Below are 15,663 nucleotides of genomic sequence, written 5' to 3'. Positions count from 1 at the left end.
GCTTTCGTGAAGAAGTAACAGCTATTATACCGCATGGCGAGCGGCTGTGAGAGGTCGCTTTTCCGGAGGAGAAAAATACATCAGTCCAAAGAAGGTATTTGATTGAAAAAAGACGAGGTAAAAGTTTCGGCGCCGCTTAAACCGGCGGTGAAACGCGCCCCCCGCCGGTCCGCTGCCGGACACAAGAGAACGTCTCGGCAGACGCTGGAGTTTATTCCGCTGGGCGGGCTGGGAGAAATAGGAAAGAACATGTACGTTCTGCGCTGCGGCGACGACATCTTGATCGTCGACTGCGGCATGATGTTCCCCGACGAAGAGATGCTGGGAATTGACTTTGTCATTCCCGATACGTCCTATTTGGACGAAAACAAGGATAAAATCCGGGGAATCGTCGTGACTCACGGGCACGAAGACCACATCGGCGCGCTGCCGTTTGTACTGCCTAAGTACGACGTGCCGCTGTACGCCACCCGCCTCACACTGGGCCTGATAGAGCACAAACTGACCGAGTCATCCCCCCGGTTTAAGCCCCAGCTGAATGAGCTGGCTGCCGGGGAGGAAGTGAAGCTCGGGTGCTTTACGGTTCGGTTTATCGCCGTCTGTCACTCCATTCCTGACGCCGTCGCCGTCGCCGTCGACACGCCGCTTGGAACGGCCATTTTGACCGGCGATTTCAAGCTGGATCCGACGCCAGTGGACGGCCGGGGGACTGACTACGCGACCCTCGCGTCGTTGGGGGCAAAGGGCGTGCTCCTCTTGGCGGCCGACTCAACGAACGTTGAGCGCCCAGGCTTTACCCCATCGGAGCAAACCCTCATCCCATCCCTGAATCGACTGCTTCGGGATTACCCCAAACAGCGTATCATTATTTCGTCGTTTGCAAGTAACCTGAATCGGGTGCAGCTGGTGCTGGACGCTGCGGCTCGATTCGGTCGCCACGTGGCTTTCGCCGGCCGGAGCATGGTCAACAACGTCGACATGGCGACCAAGCTGGGGTACTTAACGTCCGAGCCGGGCGTCGTTGTCCCTCTTCAGGAGATTGACCGATATGACCCTTCCGAGCTGGTCGTCATGACGACAGGCAGTCAGGGCGAGCCATTTTCTGGCCTTGTCCTGATGAGTACTGGCCAGCACCACAAGGTGAAGCTGACCGCCGGCGACGTGGTCGCCCTATTTGCCACGCCGATTCCGGGCAATGAGCGAACTGTGAGCCGGACGATCAACCGGCTGTTTGAGCTGGGCTGCGAGGTCCTTTACGAGAAAGAGCAGCAGCTTCACGTGTCGGGCCACGCGTCCCGGGAAGAGCTGAAGATCATGCTCAACCTGACCCGGCCGAAGTACTTCGTTCCTGTCCACGGCGAATACCGCATGTTGGTCCGTCACGGCAGGCTGGCTCAGGAGACCGGGGTCCCGGAGGGAAACGTCTTTTTGCTGCACAACGGCGACGTCCTGACGGTCACGTCGTCCGGCGCGTCGGCGGACAAGCAGGTTCCTGCTGGCGACGTGATGGTTGACGGACTCGCTTTGGGTGAAAAGGAAAGCTCTCTCGTGGGCGAACGGCAGGACCTGGCCGAAAACGGCGTGATGGTCGTCTCCATCGTCACGGACGCTTCCGGCGGCCTTGTCAGGGATCCTCAGTTCGAAAGCTACGGCCAGATCCATCTGGACGACGCGGCGGCTATCCGTCAGGAATTTGTCGACGCGGTCCGTCGGGCCGTGAAACGGTGCGGTAACGACGAAAGCTTGATACGGCGGCAGGTTGTGCTCCGGTGCAAGGAGCTGCTGCGCAAATACATTCACTCGTCGTCCTGTGTGATCCCTGTAATATCCAGACTCGAAAAGTAGCGCGGCAGTCCGCGAAGGGAGCTGTTAGGTCATGGGCAGTTGGGGAGTTTCTCTGGGTCAAGGGGTGCTTCAAGGGCTGACTGAGTACTTGCCGGTCAGCAGTTCCGGGCACTTGGCCCTTTTTCAGCACGCGTTCGGTTTTCAGGGGCCTGCGCTGGCGTTCGATCTGGTGCTTCATGTGGCGACAATGTTGGCGACGATTTGTTTCTTCGCTCGGGATATCGTCGGCCTGACCGGAGAGTTCGCCTCGGGATTCATTTCCCAGAACGGGCGCCGCTCCGACGGTTGGCGGTTCGGTTGGGCCGTCGTCATTGGGACGATTGTGACGGCCTGTATAGGACTGCCGCTGAAGCCGGTTGCCGAAGCTGTCGGGGATTCGCCTCGTCTGGTCGGCGTCATGCTCCTCATTACGGCCGGGCTGACAGCCCTGCCGATGGTCCTTTCCAGCGGACGGAACTCATTGAACTGGAAGATCGGCCTGATCGTCGGCATCGCTCAGGGAATCGCCGTCCTGCCGGGGATATCCCGGTCAGGCGCCACGATCGTCGTGGCCCTGTTCTGCGGTTTGGCGAAGGACGAGGCATTTCGCTTCTCGTTTCTGCTCTCTCTTCCCGCGATTCTCGGCGCGGCGCTGCTGGAGCTCCGCGACGTCTCTCTCTCTCTGCTGCCTTCGGGCTGGGTTCTCGGGTTTGCCGCGGCGTTTCTGTTCGGCCTGTTCTCCTTAGCTGTGGTTCGACGGCTTGTCACGAGCGAGAAGTGGATCGGCTTTTCCCTGTACTGTCTGATCATCGGGGTTACGGCAATCGTCTGGCCGTGGTGAGCCGTGAAAACGCCTGTCGTATTGGCGTCGTCCAGCCCGCGCCGCCGGGAACTGCTGGGGGCGTTAGGGTGGAGTTTCGAAGCCGTCGTGCCCAGTGCCGACGAGACTCGGCTGCCAGGCGAGACGCCTGAACAGCTGGTTCAGCGACTGGCGGCGGCTAAGGCGCGAAGCGTTGCGCCCTGTTGGCCGGGCTGCTGGATTATTGGCAGCGATACGGTAGTCGTCTGCGACGGGGAAATTTTTGGAAAGCCCCACAGCGACGACGAGGCCGCTGCGATGCTCTCCCGGTTGTCCGGCCGGTGGCACGAAGTCTGCTCCGGCCTGGCGCTCATCTCCCCACGCGGAGAGGCGCAGGTCGGCCTTGACCGAACAAGAGTCCACGTCAAGCCGCTGGCCGAGGCTGACATCGCGGCGTACGTGGCTTCCGGCGAGCCGAAAGGCAAAGCGGGCGGGTACGCCATTCAGGGCCGAGGCTCCCTGATGGTTGACAGGATAGACGGAAACTACTCAACAGTTGTCGGACTGCCGATGGCTCTGTTGGCTGATTTTTTCGTCCTTCAGGGCGGCAGCCTGTCCAAGCTGTGGGAGGTATAGAGTGAATACTAACGTCAAAGATTTGTTGAAAAGATTTGGCTGGTTCGGCGTAATCTGTTGTGCGGCCTTAATTCTTTCCGTTCCGTCGCTGTGGCGGCGCGTCTCTTGGGAGCGAAGCGTCAGATCTGCAGCTATTGTCGTTGACGGCTCTCATCTGGATGGGTTGGCCGGGACGCCCGATCGGTTTCAAAAGGTCGTCGATCTGCTGAGCGCCGGCGCTTCCGGGATTATGGCCTCAGAGGCCACAGGGGAGGCGCTGGCTCAGGGTGCGGTGGAAGGCGTTTCTTTGCTTTCGCTGATGTCCGCGCCGGAGCCCGTCGCGGCCGCTTGGGCGCACAACTCCGGAACGGTCATCAGGCTGAAGGCCCCGTGCGACGTGACCGAAAGCCTGAACTACCTGAAACGCCGTTTTCCCTCCGGGCTGGGAGTCGTGGCGGGGCAGGAAAGCTATTTTGTCCTGCCGTTTCAGCCGAGCGCCGTTCAGACCCTTGGCGTGCTTCCTGACCTATCCATGCTGAACTGGCTGAACAATCAAGGCGTGCCGGTCATCTATCGCCCGGCTCAAGGCGGCGAGAGCAGTTCGTCGCTCGTCGAAAGCACGTCGTTTCTCTTAGGCTTATACAAGAACATTAGAGTTCTCGCCCCAGCCGGCGACGTCGCCGCCGGTTACCCCAGCGTAAACTGGGGAAAGATTGTCCGCCAGTATGGGATCCTCGTCGCCCAAATTGAATTTTCAACCCAAGTAGGCGAGACCCTTGGGGTAAACTCAGCGTGGCCGAACGTGGTGAGTTTGCACAGCGTCACCGACGAAGAGGTCCTTACCAGAGGAATAGACCGGCAGACCATGCTCGAACGCATGGTCCGCGCTGCCGTCGAGCGGTCCGTTCGCCTGTTGGTTCTGCGCCCCGACCCGCTGAAAGGGCTGAATCAGTCAGTTGACGACTATGCGGCAGACATCAGGCGCCTTGGACAGATGCTGACGAGGGCCGGCATCGGCAGGGGATGGCCTGAGGGGTTCCCGCTCTTTGGAAAGATGATCTGGTCGGCGCTCGGTCTGGGGCTCCTGTCGGTTGCCCTTGTCCTGCGTCACGGCATGCGGTGGGTGGACGTCCAGTGGGTTCCAACCCCTTTGAACCTAGCCAAAACGGCTGCGGCCGGGGTTCTTTTGGGCGCAGTCTTTTACTTTGTCCCGATAACGGCCCGGCTGGCCGGAGGTCTCGTCACAGGACTTTTAGCCGCCGAGGCGAGCCTGACGGCGATGGAGTTGTGGCGCGCTCCCCTGAGGGGCGTGCTGGTGGCGCTTGCCATGGTCCTAGTCGGCGGGCTCGTTGTGGCGAGCTTTTTTTCCACGTCGGCCTACACCTCCCGGCTGGTGACGTTTTCCGGCGTAAAGCTCACCTTGCTGCTCCCGCTGGCTCTCGTTCTCCTGCTTGACCTGCAGAGCAGAGAGCACCCCGAGTCGCTGCAGGAAGTCCTGAACCGTCCGCCGCTGTGGGGTGAGATCCTTTTGGGCGTGGTGGTCTTGGCCGCCATGGCGGTCGTCGTCGTCAGGAGCGACAACACGACGTTCGTCCCCGGCTTTGAGCGGACAGCTCGTCAGTGGCTTGAGTCGGTTTTAGTGGCCCGTCCTCGGAGCAAAGAGCTCCTTGTCGGGTATCCGGCGCTGGTGTTCTGGTACTTCCTCAAGCGGAACGGCCTGTGGGGGCACTATCGGGAGATCCTTCGGCTGGCCGTCACGCTTGCCTTTTCGTCGGCGGTCAACAGCTTCTGTCACTTCCACACGCCGCTGTTCATGACAGTCCTTCGGGACCTCAACGGCTGGTGGCTTGGGCTCCTGTTGGGAGCGGTCTTGCTGGCCGCTGCTTTCTGGGGCGTGACATGGGGACGCCGGCTACTTGAACGGGGGCGTGGGGCGTGAAGAAGTCGGAAGCCGTGCTGGCGGGGTACTTTGGCTTCGACAACTTAGGCGATGAGCTGCTGCTACTTGGGACCGTCAGCCTGTTTGAACAGGCGGGCGTGAGTCGAAGCGAGCTGATTGCGGCGTCCGCGTCCCCTCAGAAAACGGCGGAAACGTACGGGCTTCGAACGGTTGATCGCTGGAAGGTCCTGTCGCTGTTCAAGGCCCTGCGCGGAGCGCGGCGTCTCGTTTTTGCCGGCGGCGGCATTTTTCAGGATCGGACGAGTCTCCGGTCGGTTTTCTACTACGCTGGACTTGTGGCGCTGGCCCGGCTGGCCGGCTGCCGCGTTTGGGCGATCGGTCAGTCGGTCGGCCCTCTGGAAGGCGGGCTGGCCCGTTCCCTGACCCGCTGGGCGCTTAAACGGTGCAGTCTGCTGACGGTGCGGGACAGCGAGTCAGTGGAAGTCTGTCACCAGCTCGGCTTGGCCTGCCGTCTTGTCCCTGACCTTTCCTTGGCTCTGACTGGACTCGTCTCGGACGAACCCAGCGGCGGCGCGATGCTTTTAAACGTCCGTCCCGGCCACGACGATCTGGCGGCAAGTGCCGCCGCGGCGGCCGGTCAGGCAGCTCAGCAAGCGGGACTTCCCCTAATTGGCGTGGCAATGGCGCCTGAAGACAAGCGGGCCTTGGAGCAGGCCTGTCTGGTCGCCGACGTCCAATTAGCTGAAGTAGTTCGGCCGTCGGTTGACGACCCAACGGGGATTTTCGCCCGCGCGAAGGCGGCCTTCGGCATGAGGCTTCACTTTGGCGCTCTGGCGCTGCTGACCGGTCGGGACTATCAGGCCGTTTCGTACGACCCGAAAGTCGCCGGCTTTGTCCGCCAGTGGGGCGGGGCCGTCTGGTCCGGCGGTCCCGCCAAGTGCGTTCCGTGGAAGAATCGGCCTGCTTTGGCCGGCGCGGCGGAGACGCTGCGACGGGTCCTTCAGGAGGCGCTGACAAAGGAAGCTGGACGATGACTTCCTCTGAGCTGGAGCGAATTGCGTCGGATGTGCGCGGCGACGTGGTGAGAATGACCGCTGGACTTCCGCCGGCGCGGATAGCGTCAGCCCTTTCGGCGGTTGACCTTTTTGTCGCCCTGTACTGGGGAGTGCTGAACGTCGATCCAGTCCATTTAGGCGCTTTGGACCGGGATCGGCTGATCATGGCCGATGACCGGCTCGTTCCGGCCTATTACGCTGTTCTGGCTCGCCGAGGCTTTTTCGGCCGGCAGAACCTGTGGTCATGGGGAAAGCTCGGCAGCCTGCTTCAAGGACTGCCGGACGATCGGCACACGCCGGGAATTGATGGGCCGGGAGGAGCCTCTTCCCTGAGTTTGGCCCTGGCATACGGCATGCTCCGCGGAAACGTCCGGCCTGTGAAGGTGTTCTGTCTCGTGAAAGCGGAAGAGTTTCAGGTTGAAACCTTCTGGAAGACGTGTCAGGCCTTAGGCGGCGCTGAAAAAACGCCTAAAATCCTTACTGTCACAGAAAACAGTGCACCGCGCCGGACGGCGGACGAGCTGGCTCAGATTGGCTGGGCGACGCGGGAAATCGACGGCCACGACTTCGAGGCGATGGGGCGCGCGTTCAGCTCTTCCGCTCAGTCCGAAGTCCTGTTCTGCCGCTGCCGCTCAGGCAAAGGCGTGTCGTTTCTCGAACAGCCCGGCCGTTTTTCTGAGAAGCCAATGTCCCAGCTTGACCGAGAGCAGGCGATCGGCGAACTGGAAAAACGGCCTTCGCCTCCGGAGGAGGAAATATCATGGACGTTTTAGTTCGGCAGGGACTCGCTCAGACGCTGGTTCAGCTGGCCAATCGGACGCCGGACATGAGGATCCTCTGTTCCAGCGGCCTCGATCGGGAACTGACGGCCGAGCTGGAGCGGAACCTTCCTGCTCATACTGAGAAAGCGATTCCGTCCTCTGAGGCTCTGGCCGCGCAGGCAGCTGGGCTTGTCCGGGCGGGGAAGCAGGTATGGTGCCTCGGCCCGTCGGTGGAGCTCGTCGCTGAAGCGTACAGCGCCCTTCGGGTTCTTTCCGCGTTTAACGGGCTGTCGGTCCGGCTTGTCTCAACTGTCGCCGGCCTTTCTGGCTCGTCAGAAGGAGCGGTGTCTCAAATGCTTGAGGATATTCCGCTCATGCGCTCTCTTCCCGGCATGACCGTTCTGATGCCGTCGGACGGCCCCTCGGCCCGCTTCCTGCTGGCTCATGCGTCCGGCGACGCTGGCGCCTCATATATTCGCCTGCCGTCGGCATTCCCGGCCCAGGACCTTTCCCGTCCCTTGCCGTTGGACGAGGAAAACTGGCGCGGGATGGCCCTGACCGACGGGAGCGATGTGACGATTTGCGCTTGTGGTATGATGATCCGGGAAGCGCTGAAGGCTGCCCAAGTTTTGGCGCGGCAGGGAATCGGCGCCAGCGTGGTGGACGTTTTCTCGCCGACGCACCTGCCGGAAGACGCGATCCTTTCGTCAGCCCGAAAGACCGGCTGCGTCGTTACGGTGGAAGAAGGCCGGCAGGCCGGCGGCATGGGAGAGGCGGTTGCTCAGCTGCTTTGCAGCGCCTACCCGGTTCCTGCCAAGAACCTGTCGATTCGCGATCGGGCTGGACAATCCGGCCTGTGCGATGAGCTGTTGGAGTACTATGGCCTATCGAGCCGGGATATCGTCACAGCGGCTGTTCAAGTATGGGCCATGAGGAGGCGGTAGAGTGCAGGTCGAAGCGATTGGGCTCAGCAAGGTATTTGACCCGAATATTCGGGCTCTTTCCGAACTGAACGTTCAAATAGACGAAGGGGAGTTCGTCTACCTCATTGGTGAGACCGGTTCGGGGAAGACGACGTTCATGCGGATGATGACCCGGGAAGTTCTGCCGTCGTCCGGCAGAATCTGCGTCGGCGGCGTGGATCTGCGGCGGATTCGCCGCTCAGATCTGCCGTATTTTCGCCGCGACGTGGGAGTCGTCTTTCAGGACTTCCGGCTTTTGCCCCAGCTGACCGCGTGGGAGAACGTCGCCTTCGCGTTGGAAGTCTGCGGCGCCCCTCTCAGAGAGATCCGGGACAGGACCGATGAGATCGTGGACCGGGTCGGCCTGTGGAACCGGCGGGACATGCGGCCCGACCAGCTTTCCGGCGGCGAGCGTCAGCGCGTAGCCATTGCCCGGGCAATCGTCAACAGTCCCCGGCTGTTTTTAGCTGACGAGCCGACGGGCAACCTTGACCCGCATACCGCCCAATACGTGATGAAGCTCATGCTGTCGATACACGCCGCCGGCACGACCGTGATCGTGGCCACTCACGACCACGACATGGTGGACACGTACCGCCACCGGGTCATTGAGCTTCACCAGGGGCGCTTGGTGCGCGACGAGCGGAAAGGGAGGTACAGCAGCGATGGGAACTTTTAGATACGTCGTCCGCGACGCCTTCCGAATTACCGGCCGCCATTGGGGCGTGAGTCTGCTCACGTTGCTGACGGCGACGGCTCTCTTCTTGCTGGTCGGCTGCAGCGCTGTGTTCTCTCTTTCAGTGCGGTCTCTGGCGCGCCGAGTGGAGAGCGATCTGGTCGTTCAGGCGTTCTGCGCTTCCGAAGCGGACGCCGCGGCGGTCAGCGAGAGGATGAGTTCAGTGCCAGCCGTCGTCTCCCGGCAGGTCGTGTCGCCTGACGAAGGGCTGGCTCGCCTGAAAGAAAAGCTGGGCGCCCAGTCTCAGGCCATAGCGATGGCCGGGGCGAACCCGCTCCCCTGGGCCGTTGAGCTGCGCGTCGCCCGAGCTGGTCTGGTGCCTGACGTGGTCCGTAGTTTGTCCCAGATGAGCGAAGTAACAGACTTTATCTACGCCGGCGGCCTAGCTGACCGGCTCAGTCGGCTGTCGTACATGACGACTCGGGTTGGCGTCGCGATCGTAGCGTTGGCGTCGCTGATCTGCGCGCTGGTGTTTTACAACACGGTCCGAATAGCTATTGACTCACGGCGGCGGGAAATTGCCGCCATGCTCCTTGTCGGCGCGACTCGAACCTACGCCGTCGCTCCCTTTGTCATTCAAGGCATGATGCTTGGCGTCGGCGGGAGTCTGCTGGCAAGCGGCGCGCTTTTTGCCGGGTACGGTTCGGCTGTGGCGGATATCAATGAAGTCCTTCCGTTTCTCGGGCTCGTTCCCGATTACAGCGGGCTTCGTTCTGTCGTCCTCCTTCTCGTGAGCGGCGGGTTGGCGCTCGGTTGGCTCTGCAGCCTGCTGGTCGCCGACCGGTTCGTCCGCCGGGCGGCGAAGCCGCTGTGACGATGCGGCGCTGCCTGCTTTTTGCCGCTGCGGCGCTCATCCTTTCCGGGAGCGCGTGGGCGGAGCCCGACTTGGACAGTCAGATCAAAGCTCAGCAGGATGAATTGGATCGGGTAAGCCGAATGACCCAGTTCCACCAGACCGAAATTCAAACGGTCAGACAGCAACAAAAAACGTATTCTGGCCAGCTCGAACAGCTGGATCAGAAAATGGCCGTCTCCCGGCAGAAAATCAACCTTCTTTCACTGCAGATTCGCAAAAACGACGAGGAGACCAAACGGCTTTCCCAAGAAATCGTGCAACGCACCGGGCGGATCGAAGAGCTTCAGAAGCTGCTCAACGAAAGGCTCGTGGCAATCTACAAGTACGGGACAGTGGCGGACTACAACCTGCTGCTTTCTGCCAGCAGCGCTGTTGAGCTCGGCTCGATAACCTACATGCTGGGACGGATCGCCCAGAGCGACCAAGCGATGATCACCGAACTGGCGTCGGAAAGAAAAAAGCTCTCCGAAGACAAAACGGCGCTGGAAACGAACCGCGCGCAGCTGGAAGGACGGAGAAAGGCCTTGGCGACTGAAGAAAGCCAGGCGAGGAAAGACGCCCAGGCAAAACAGTCCGTCATGGCGCAGCTGGAGCAGAACGAGAAAGCCCATCAGGCCGCGTTGGAAGAGCTCAAGAATAACCAGCTGGCCCTGCAGAGGACTATCGACCGGCTTTTGGCACAAAAGGCTGAAGAGGCCCGACGGCGTCAAACCGAAGGCAGGCCTGCCATGCCGACGGTCGTTCACAAAGGGAAGCTGGCTTGGCCGTTAGACTCGCACAGGATCAGCAGCCCATTTGGCCCGCGCATTCATCCCAAGTTCAAAACCCGGAGCATGCACACCGGCATCGACCTGCCGGCGCCCAAAGGCACCCCGGTTAAGGCCGCCGGCGACGGAGTTGTGCTCTATGCCGGCTGGATCAGAGGCTACGGCCAAATCGTTATTCTTGACCACGGCAATCAAATGTCGACGGTGTACGCCCACCTGAGCGCCATCACAGTGCAGGAAGGCGCAAAAGTGAGCGCCGGCAACACGGTCGGCCGGGTCGGAAGCTCCGGCGTGGCCACGGCGACGCACCTTCACTTTGAAGTTCGGATCGGCGGAACGGCGAAAAATCCAGTAGACTATTTGCCTAAATAGAGGAGATACATATGAGTTCAAAATGGCTTCGTTCTTTTATCACGGGTGTTGTGTGCTTTTGTGGGGCCGCCGTCCCGGCGGCCTGTCAGGGCGCCACGTGGGATCAGATAGTTCCGTTTACCCCAGAGGAACTATGGCTGATGAAACAAGTTCGCACAATCATCGAAACGTATCAGGTTGACGGCGCCCAGAAGCCTGCCAAAGACCAGGACGCGGTCTACGGCGCAATCCGCGGCATGGTGCAGGCGTGGAATGACCCGTACACCCGGTTTGTCACGCCGAAGGACCTGGAAGAGGAAGAGATGAACATCAAAGGCGAGTACGGCGGCATCGGACTCGTCGTGTCCCAAAAGGATAACATGGTCGTCGCAATCAACCCGATTGACGACACGCCGGCGTTCCGAGCCGGCTTCAAGACCAACGACGAGATCGTCAAAGTAGACGAGACGAACGTGGTTGGCAAAAAACTGGACGAAGTGGTTAAAATGCTTCGCGGTGAAGCGGGCAAAAAGGTCACAGTTTGGGTGCGCCGCAAAGGCGTCGACCAGCTGCTGGAAATGAGCATGATACGCGAGAACATCAAGCTGGCGTCAGTGAAATTCACCGTCGTCGGCGACCGCGTGGGATACCTGCGGCTCAGCCAGTTTATCGCCACGTCGGCTGATGACCTGAAAAAGGCCATCAAAGCCTTGGAGCGAAAAAAGGTCAAAGGGTACGTTCTGGACCTGCGGAACAACGGCGGCGGTCTGCTTGACGCTGCGACGGCCATCTGCGACTTCTTCCTGGACGACGGCCCTATCGTCTCCACCAAAGGACGGGTTGAAAAAGCCAACGACTCCATCAGCGCGACGCCCGGAACTCTCACGTCCAAACCGCTGGTCATCCTGATCAACGGGGGCAGCGCCAGCGCCTCGGAAATCGTCTCCGGCTGCCTGCGGGACCGCGGCCGGGCGATCCTTGTGGGGGAGAAGAGCTTTGGAAAGGGCTCAGTCCAGACCCTGTTCAACTTGGCTGACGGCGCCGGACTCTACGTCACCATCGCCCGGTACTACACGCCAAGCGGCGAGCTGATCGACCACGTGGGCCTGACGCCGGACATTGAGGATAAGCTGCCTGAGGAAGAGAAAACCGCTTCTCAGTTGGACGCCGAACAGAAAGAGAGTAAGCGCGAACAGGCGGCGTGGGAAGAAATGACCCCGGAAGAGAAAAAGGCCGAAAGCGACAGAAAGTGGCTGAAAGCCCTCGGCGAGGACCAGCAGCTTAAAAAGGCGGAAGAAATCCTCGATCGGCTTGTCGCCGGCGAAACTAGGGAACAGATTGTCCCAGCGAAGCCAGTCCAGCCGGCTGCAGGCGAGCAGGTTGACGCCGGGAAGGAAGCGCCCAAGTCCTCCGAGAAAACTTCAGAAAATCAACCGGTCAAAAAGCCTGACGCGAAGGAGCCGGCGCCCCTAAAGAAATGAGGCGCCCAACCTTCATTGCCTGCGCTGTCCTGCTTGCCGTCATAGCCTTGGTCTCCATTTCCTTGGCCCTGGCCCGGCCGGCGCCGCAAAAGCAGCCTCTGCCCTTGCTGGTCATTTCAGGCGGTGCAGAAGCTCCTTCAGGCGAAGCCCCGCAAAATTTGGGGACCCTTCCCAGCCCTGAGCCCACGATCGTTGAGCCAGAGGCGGGCAGAGAACCGGGAGAACGGAGCGGCAAAGCCCTGATGGCTCTCGTGATTGACGACTTTGGGACCAGCCTGACGATTGCGCAGCAAATTGCTTCCCTTGGCGGTCCCAGCCGGTCGTTCACATGGGCCATCATGCCGGACTGTTCGGCCAGCCTGAGCTGCGCCCATCTGGCTGACAAAATCGGCCAGCCGTACATCGTCCACCTGCCCATGCAGGCGATCATTGATCCGGCCGGCCATCGGGACTACCTCATTGGGACGGACAGCTCACCGGAGCAAGTGCGGCGTCAAGTCGAACGGATGCGCAGTTTGTTCCCCCGAGCTCTAGGGGTGAACAATCACCGAGGATCCAAGGCCACGTCAAGCCAGAACACCATGGAAGCCTTCGGGGCCGCCATGGCCGACCAGACCGGCTGGGGGTTCCTTGACAGCCGGACGTCAGGCAAATCGGTAGCCCGGAGCACCGTCGCCAAGTACGGCGTCCCGGCCTTGGCAAATATGGCGTTCATCGATGGGGTCAGCGACTTGGACTACATGAAAGGGCAATTCGCCAAAGCGCTTCGCATAGCTCGAAGCCGTGGCGTCGGAATCGCCATCTGTCATGCCCGAACCGGCACGCTGCCGTTTTTGCGGTGGGTCTGTTCTCAGCAGTTTGGCGGCGTGCAGTTTGTCCCATTGCACCAGCTGTGGTTCCCCGAAGAGGGGGCTAGGAGGTAAGAAGAATGAAAGGTTCGGTAATCGCGTTAATCGGCGCCCAGTGGGGCGACGAAGGCAAGGGCCGTATCGTCGATTCTCTCGGTGCGGGGGTGGACGTCTTTGCTCGCTTCCAAGGCGGGGCCAACGCTGGACACACAGTCATCGTCGGCAAGGAAAAGTACGTCTTTCACCTGCTGCCCTCGGGCATGCTCTACGCCGGTAAAACCTGTGTCATCGGCAGCGGCGTCGTCTTTGACCCTGACACGTTTGAAGAGGAAATCACCGCTCTCAATAAAAAAGGCATGGATCGGGCGCGCCTTGTCATCAGCCGGGCTTGCCAGGTCGTTATGCCGTATCACAAGCTGCTCGACCAGGCTCAGGAAAAACGTCGCGAATCCACCGGCCACAAAATCGGCACGACTGGCCGGGGAATCGGCCCGTGCTACGTGGACAAGTACGCCCGCACCGGCATTCGGGTAGAAGACCTTCTGGATCCCGATCTGCTCCGGACCAAGCTGGAATCGGCGCTGGACGAGAAGAACCTTCTTCTCACCCGGGTGTATGACCAGCACCCGCTGCCGTTTGACGAGCTGTACGAAAAAGCCCTGAGCTGGGGGCGGCGCTTAAAAGCGTACGTCGCCGACGCGTCCTATGAAGTCAACGAAGCCCTGAACGACGGACAGACCGTCCTGCTGGAAGGAGCGCAGGGCACTCTGCTTGACGTCGACTACGGCACCTATCCGATGGTCACCAGCTCCCACACAGTTGCAGGATTCGGTCCCGTCTCGTTGGGGATCAGCCCGGCCAGCGTGAGCCGGGTCATCGGCGTCGTCAAAGCGTACGCCACTCGAGTGGGCAGCGGCCCGTTCCCCACAGAAGACACCGGCGAAGGCGGAGACGCGCTTCGGGCCGGCGGCGGCGAGTATGGTGCGACAACCGGCCGACCGCGCCGTTGCGGATGGCTGGACTTGGTTGCCCTTCGGTATGCCGTCCGTATTAACGGTATCACCGAACTGGCCCTGACAAAGCTCGACGTGTTGAGCAGTTTTGACACAATCCGGTACTGCAACGGCTATACAGCCGGCGACGGAGAGGCGCCGGTTCAGTTCCCCGCGTCAGAAGCGGGCCTGTCTCGAGTCCAGCCCGTCTACTCTCAGGTTCCGGGCTGGAAAACGGACATCTCTGCGGCTCGGACACTAAACGACCTGCCCCAAGCGGCGCGGGACTACGTGGCCCTCATTGAAAAAGTAGCGGGCGTTCCGGTCACCATGATCGGCGTCGGCAGCGAGCGGGATCAGTACATCTCCGTCAAGAAGTAACGTATCCCTAAAATAAAAACTTGCACATTTCCCGCTGAACCGATATAATGCCCTGTGTTCGGGCGATTAGCTCAGTGGAAGAGCGCTTCCTTCACACGGAAGAGGTCACAGGTTCGAACCCTGTATCGCCCACCATCAAAAATAGAAGCCCCGCCGGGTTGCTCCCGGCGGGGCTTTTTTATTGGCGCTCAAAACGGGTGCATTTTAATTGTTAACGCACGCGGTATCGCGATATGAAGAGTCCCAGAGCGTATGGTGAATTTTAATAGTCCGTCTCTCGATTAGAAACGCATAAGCTGTTGCTGGAAGTGATGATGAAGCTTCTGGTGTAATGACTGTCGCAGCAGCTTTAGTACTTCTCACTTAACTCGAGCCGAGCCACGGTCGATTTTTGGACTAAGGCTCGAAGGGCCTGCTATGCATCTCAATACGGTTTTGATAAAAAAATTCAACTTACCCTTTGACATTTTTCGGAGGGGGGGGTATAAGTTAACAAGATTATTCATTGCTAATTCATTGAGTGGTCTGGTTATAGCTTTATTTGAGTAAAGCAAGAAGGCAACGCGTAATTTTTACAAAATTATATTATGTCCTACCTATGGAGACGTTTGCCATGGCCACTGTTGTAGGTGAGACGCTTTGCTGACAGCATCGACTTTGGCTGAAACGTTCAATTCAGTCCGCGCGGAAGAGTCGCACGATGAAAGAGACTAAAGCCACAGCGGAAAAATTCCGATATCTGAAACAGAAAACGCCGTCTAAAAGGTTGAAGACAACTTAGCTGTAACGCTCCCAGAGAGGGTCTTTCGCGAGCAGGAATCTAGAGAATCTTGCAAACGCGACGGCGGAAAGAATACGAATGAGTGGCATTTTTGCTGGCAGATAACTAGGCGAATATTTCGGCAGTCTCGCTTGTAGTCTGTGACTTGGACTCATTATGGGCAGCGAAAAAGAGCATGAATATGAAGTATCGGAGTACTTTCATGCGTATTTATCTACTGGGAAACTGAGTTGCACTGAAGCTCAGAAAACTCTGAACGGTTACACTCAGTGTTCATGCTCTTGCCGTTAAGGGTAAATATTGCAAGTGGTTTGTGGAATTCTTCTGAACAACGGTCGTTACACAAAAAGGAATATCTCACAAGATATTTTTTGGGGTAACTGTGTTAAACCTTCGCGTCAGTGTTGAAGATGGGCTAATTCATGCATGAGACGGAAACATGTGCAATAGAGATTCAGGCTAACGCCGCATTCTCGGCGGTATTTTCTTGTCATGTTTTGGCAGTGGAATAAAAATGAATAAATTTGCGCTAAAAGGAGGGGTGTTTCCGACAA

General features: G+C 59.5%; 13 protein-coding genes and 1 tRNA gene. All 14 read left to right on the top strand.

Translation table 11 applies throughout. The features are described 5' to 3' along the window. The first annotated feature begins 102 nt into the window (after nucleotides 1-102). The 14 genes from JONANDRAFT_RS05085 to JONANDRAFT_RS05020 all read left to right on the top strand — a co-directional run bounded on the left by JONANDRAFT_RS05085 (nucleotide 103) and on the right by JONANDRAFT_RS05020 (nucleotide 14,463). Nucleotides 103-1,845, top strand: coding sequence for a ribonuclease J (locus JONANDRAFT_RS05085; RefSeq protein ID WP_008523046.1), 1,743 nt, complete (start codon nucleotides 103-105; stop codon nucleotides 1,843-1,845). 31 nt (nucleotides 1,846-1,876) lie between these two features. Continuing rightward, nucleotides 1,877-2,665, top strand: a complete 789-nt coding sequence (locus JONANDRAFT_RS05080; protein WP_008521471.1) for an undecaprenyl-diphosphate phosphatase — start codon at nucleotides 1,877-1,879, stop codon at nucleotides 2,663-2,665. 3 nt (nucleotides 2,666-2,668) lie between these two features. Beyond that, nucleotides 2,669-3,259: a Maf family protein gene (locus tag JONANDRAFT_RS05075; RefSeq protein WP_008521470.1), complete on the top strand. Its 591-nt coding sequence runs from the start codon at nucleotides 2,669-2,671 to the stop codon at nucleotides 3,257-3,259. A 1-nt stretch (nucleotide 3,260) separates the two neighbouring features. Next, nucleotides 3,261-5,177, top strand: a complete 1,917-nt coding sequence (locus JONANDRAFT_RS05070) for a DUF5693 family protein (RefSeq protein WP_008523044.1) — start codon at nucleotides 3,261-3,263, stop codon at nucleotides 5,175-5,177. Then, the gene (locus JONANDRAFT_RS05065) at nucleotides 5,174-6,172 is read left to right on the top strand and encodes a polysaccharide pyruvyl transferase family protein (protein WP_008521468.1); all 999 of its coding nucleotides are present in this window, start codon (nucleotides 5,174-5,176) and stop codon (nucleotides 6,170-6,172) included. Before JONANDRAFT_RS05070 ends, JONANDRAFT_RS05065 begins: the two co-directional genes overlap by 4 nt. Next, on the top strand, nucleotides 6,169-6,966 hold the full coding sequence (locus JONANDRAFT_RS05060) for a transketolase (protein ID WP_008521467.1): 798 nt from the start codon (nucleotides 6,169-6,171) through the stop codon (nucleotides 6,964-6,966). Before JONANDRAFT_RS05065 ends, JONANDRAFT_RS05060 begins: the two co-directional genes overlap by 4 nt. Continuing rightward, nucleotides 6,954-7,898 carry a transketolase family protein gene (locus JONANDRAFT_RS05055; protein ID WP_008521466.1) on the top strand — a complete coding sequence of 315 codons (945 nt, stop codon included), beginning with the start codon at nucleotides 6,954-6,956 and terminating at the stop codon, nucleotides 7,896-7,898. The genes JONANDRAFT_RS05060 and JONANDRAFT_RS05055 overlap by 13 nt, the downstream gene beginning before the upstream one ends. A 1-nt stretch (nucleotide 7,899) precedes the next feature. Then, nucleotides 7,900-8,595, top strand: coding sequence for a cell division ATP-binding protein FtsE (locus tag JONANDRAFT_RS05050; RefSeq protein ID WP_008521465.1), 696 nt, complete (start codon nucleotides 7,900-7,902; stop codon nucleotides 8,593-8,595). After that, nucleotides 8,582-9,466: a cell division protein FtsX gene (locus tag JONANDRAFT_RS05045; protein WP_008521464.1), complete on the top strand. Its 885-nt coding sequence runs from the start codon at nucleotides 8,582-8,584 to the stop codon at nucleotides 9,464-9,466. Before JONANDRAFT_RS05050 ends, JONANDRAFT_RS05045 begins: the two co-directional genes overlap by 14 nt. A gap of 2 nt (nucleotides 9,467-9,468) precedes the next feature. After that, nucleotides 9,469-10,647 (top strand): murein hydrolase activator EnvC family protein, encoded by a 1,179-nt coding sequence (locus JONANDRAFT_RS05040; RefSeq protein WP_035786886.1) that lies wholly within the window; start codon nucleotides 9,469-9,471, stop codon nucleotides 10,645-10,647. A 140-nt stretch (nucleotides 10,648-10,787) separates the two neighbouring features. Then, nucleotides 10,788-12,107, top strand: coding sequence for a S41 family peptidase (locus JONANDRAFT_RS05035; protein ID WP_233417390.1), 1,320 nt, complete (start codon nucleotides 10,788-10,790; stop codon nucleotides 12,105-12,107). Beyond that, the gene (locus JONANDRAFT_RS05030) at nucleotides 12,104-13,030 is read left to right on the top strand and encodes a divergent polysaccharide deacetylase family protein (RefSeq protein WP_008521461.1); all 927 of its coding nucleotides are present in this window, start codon (nucleotides 12,104-12,106) and stop codon (nucleotides 13,028-13,030) included. Before JONANDRAFT_RS05035 ends, JONANDRAFT_RS05030 begins: the two co-directional genes overlap by 4 nt. Before the next feature lie 5 nt (nucleotides 13,031-13,035). Next, nucleotides 13,036-14,328: an adenylosuccinate synthase gene (locus tag JONANDRAFT_RS05025; protein WP_008521460.1), complete on the top strand. Its 1,293-nt coding sequence runs from the start codon at nucleotides 13,036-13,038 to the stop codon at nucleotides 14,326-14,328. Nucleotides 14,329-14,388: 60 nt separating this feature from the next. Next, nucleotides 14,389-14,463 (top strand) — tRNA-Val (locus JONANDRAFT_RS05020). The last annotated feature ends 1,200 nt before the right edge of the window (nucleotides 14,464-15,663 follow it).

This window comes from Jonquetella anthropi DSM 22815, assembly GCF_000237805.1.
GTDB classification, from domain to species: Bacteria; Synergistota; Synergistia; order Synergistales; family Dethiosulfovibrionaceae; genus Jonquetella; species Jonquetella anthropi.
This window is presented reverse-complemented; position numbering and strand designations above follow the sequence as displayed.

Coding starts and splice junctions, on each gene's coding strand:
- JONANDRAFT_RS05060 (WP_008521467.1), top strand. CDS start 6,169: ATGACTTCCTCTGAGCTGGAGCGAATTGCGTCGGATGTGCGCGGCGAC.
- JONANDRAFT_RS05040 (WP_035786886.1), top strand. CDS start 9,469: ATGCGGCGCTGCCTGCTTTTTGCCGCTGCGGCGCTCATCCTTTCCGGG.
- JONANDRAFT_RS05080 (WP_008521471.1), top strand. CDS start 1,877: ATGGGCAGTTGGGGAGTTTCTCTGGGTCAAGGGGTGCTTCAAGGGCTG.
- JONANDRAFT_RS05055 (WP_008521466.1), top strand. CDS start 6,954: ATGGACGTTTTAGTTCGGCAGGGACTCGCTCAGACGCTGGTTCAGCTG.
- JONANDRAFT_RS05035 (WP_233417390.1), top strand. CDS start 10,788: ATGAAACAAGTTCGCACAATCATCGAAACGTATCAGGTTGACGGCGCC.
- JONANDRAFT_RS05025 (WP_008521460.1), top strand. CDS start 13,036: ATGAAAGGTTCGGTAATCGCGTTAATCGGCGCCCAGTGGGGCGACGAA.
- JONANDRAFT_RS05045 (WP_008521464.1), top strand. CDS start 8,582: ATGGGAACTTTTAGATACGTCGTCCGCGACGCCTTCCGAATTACCGGC.
- JONANDRAFT_RS05030 (WP_008521461.1), top strand. CDS start 12,104: ATGAGGCGCCCAACCTTCATTGCCTGCGCTGTCCTGCTTGCCGTCATA.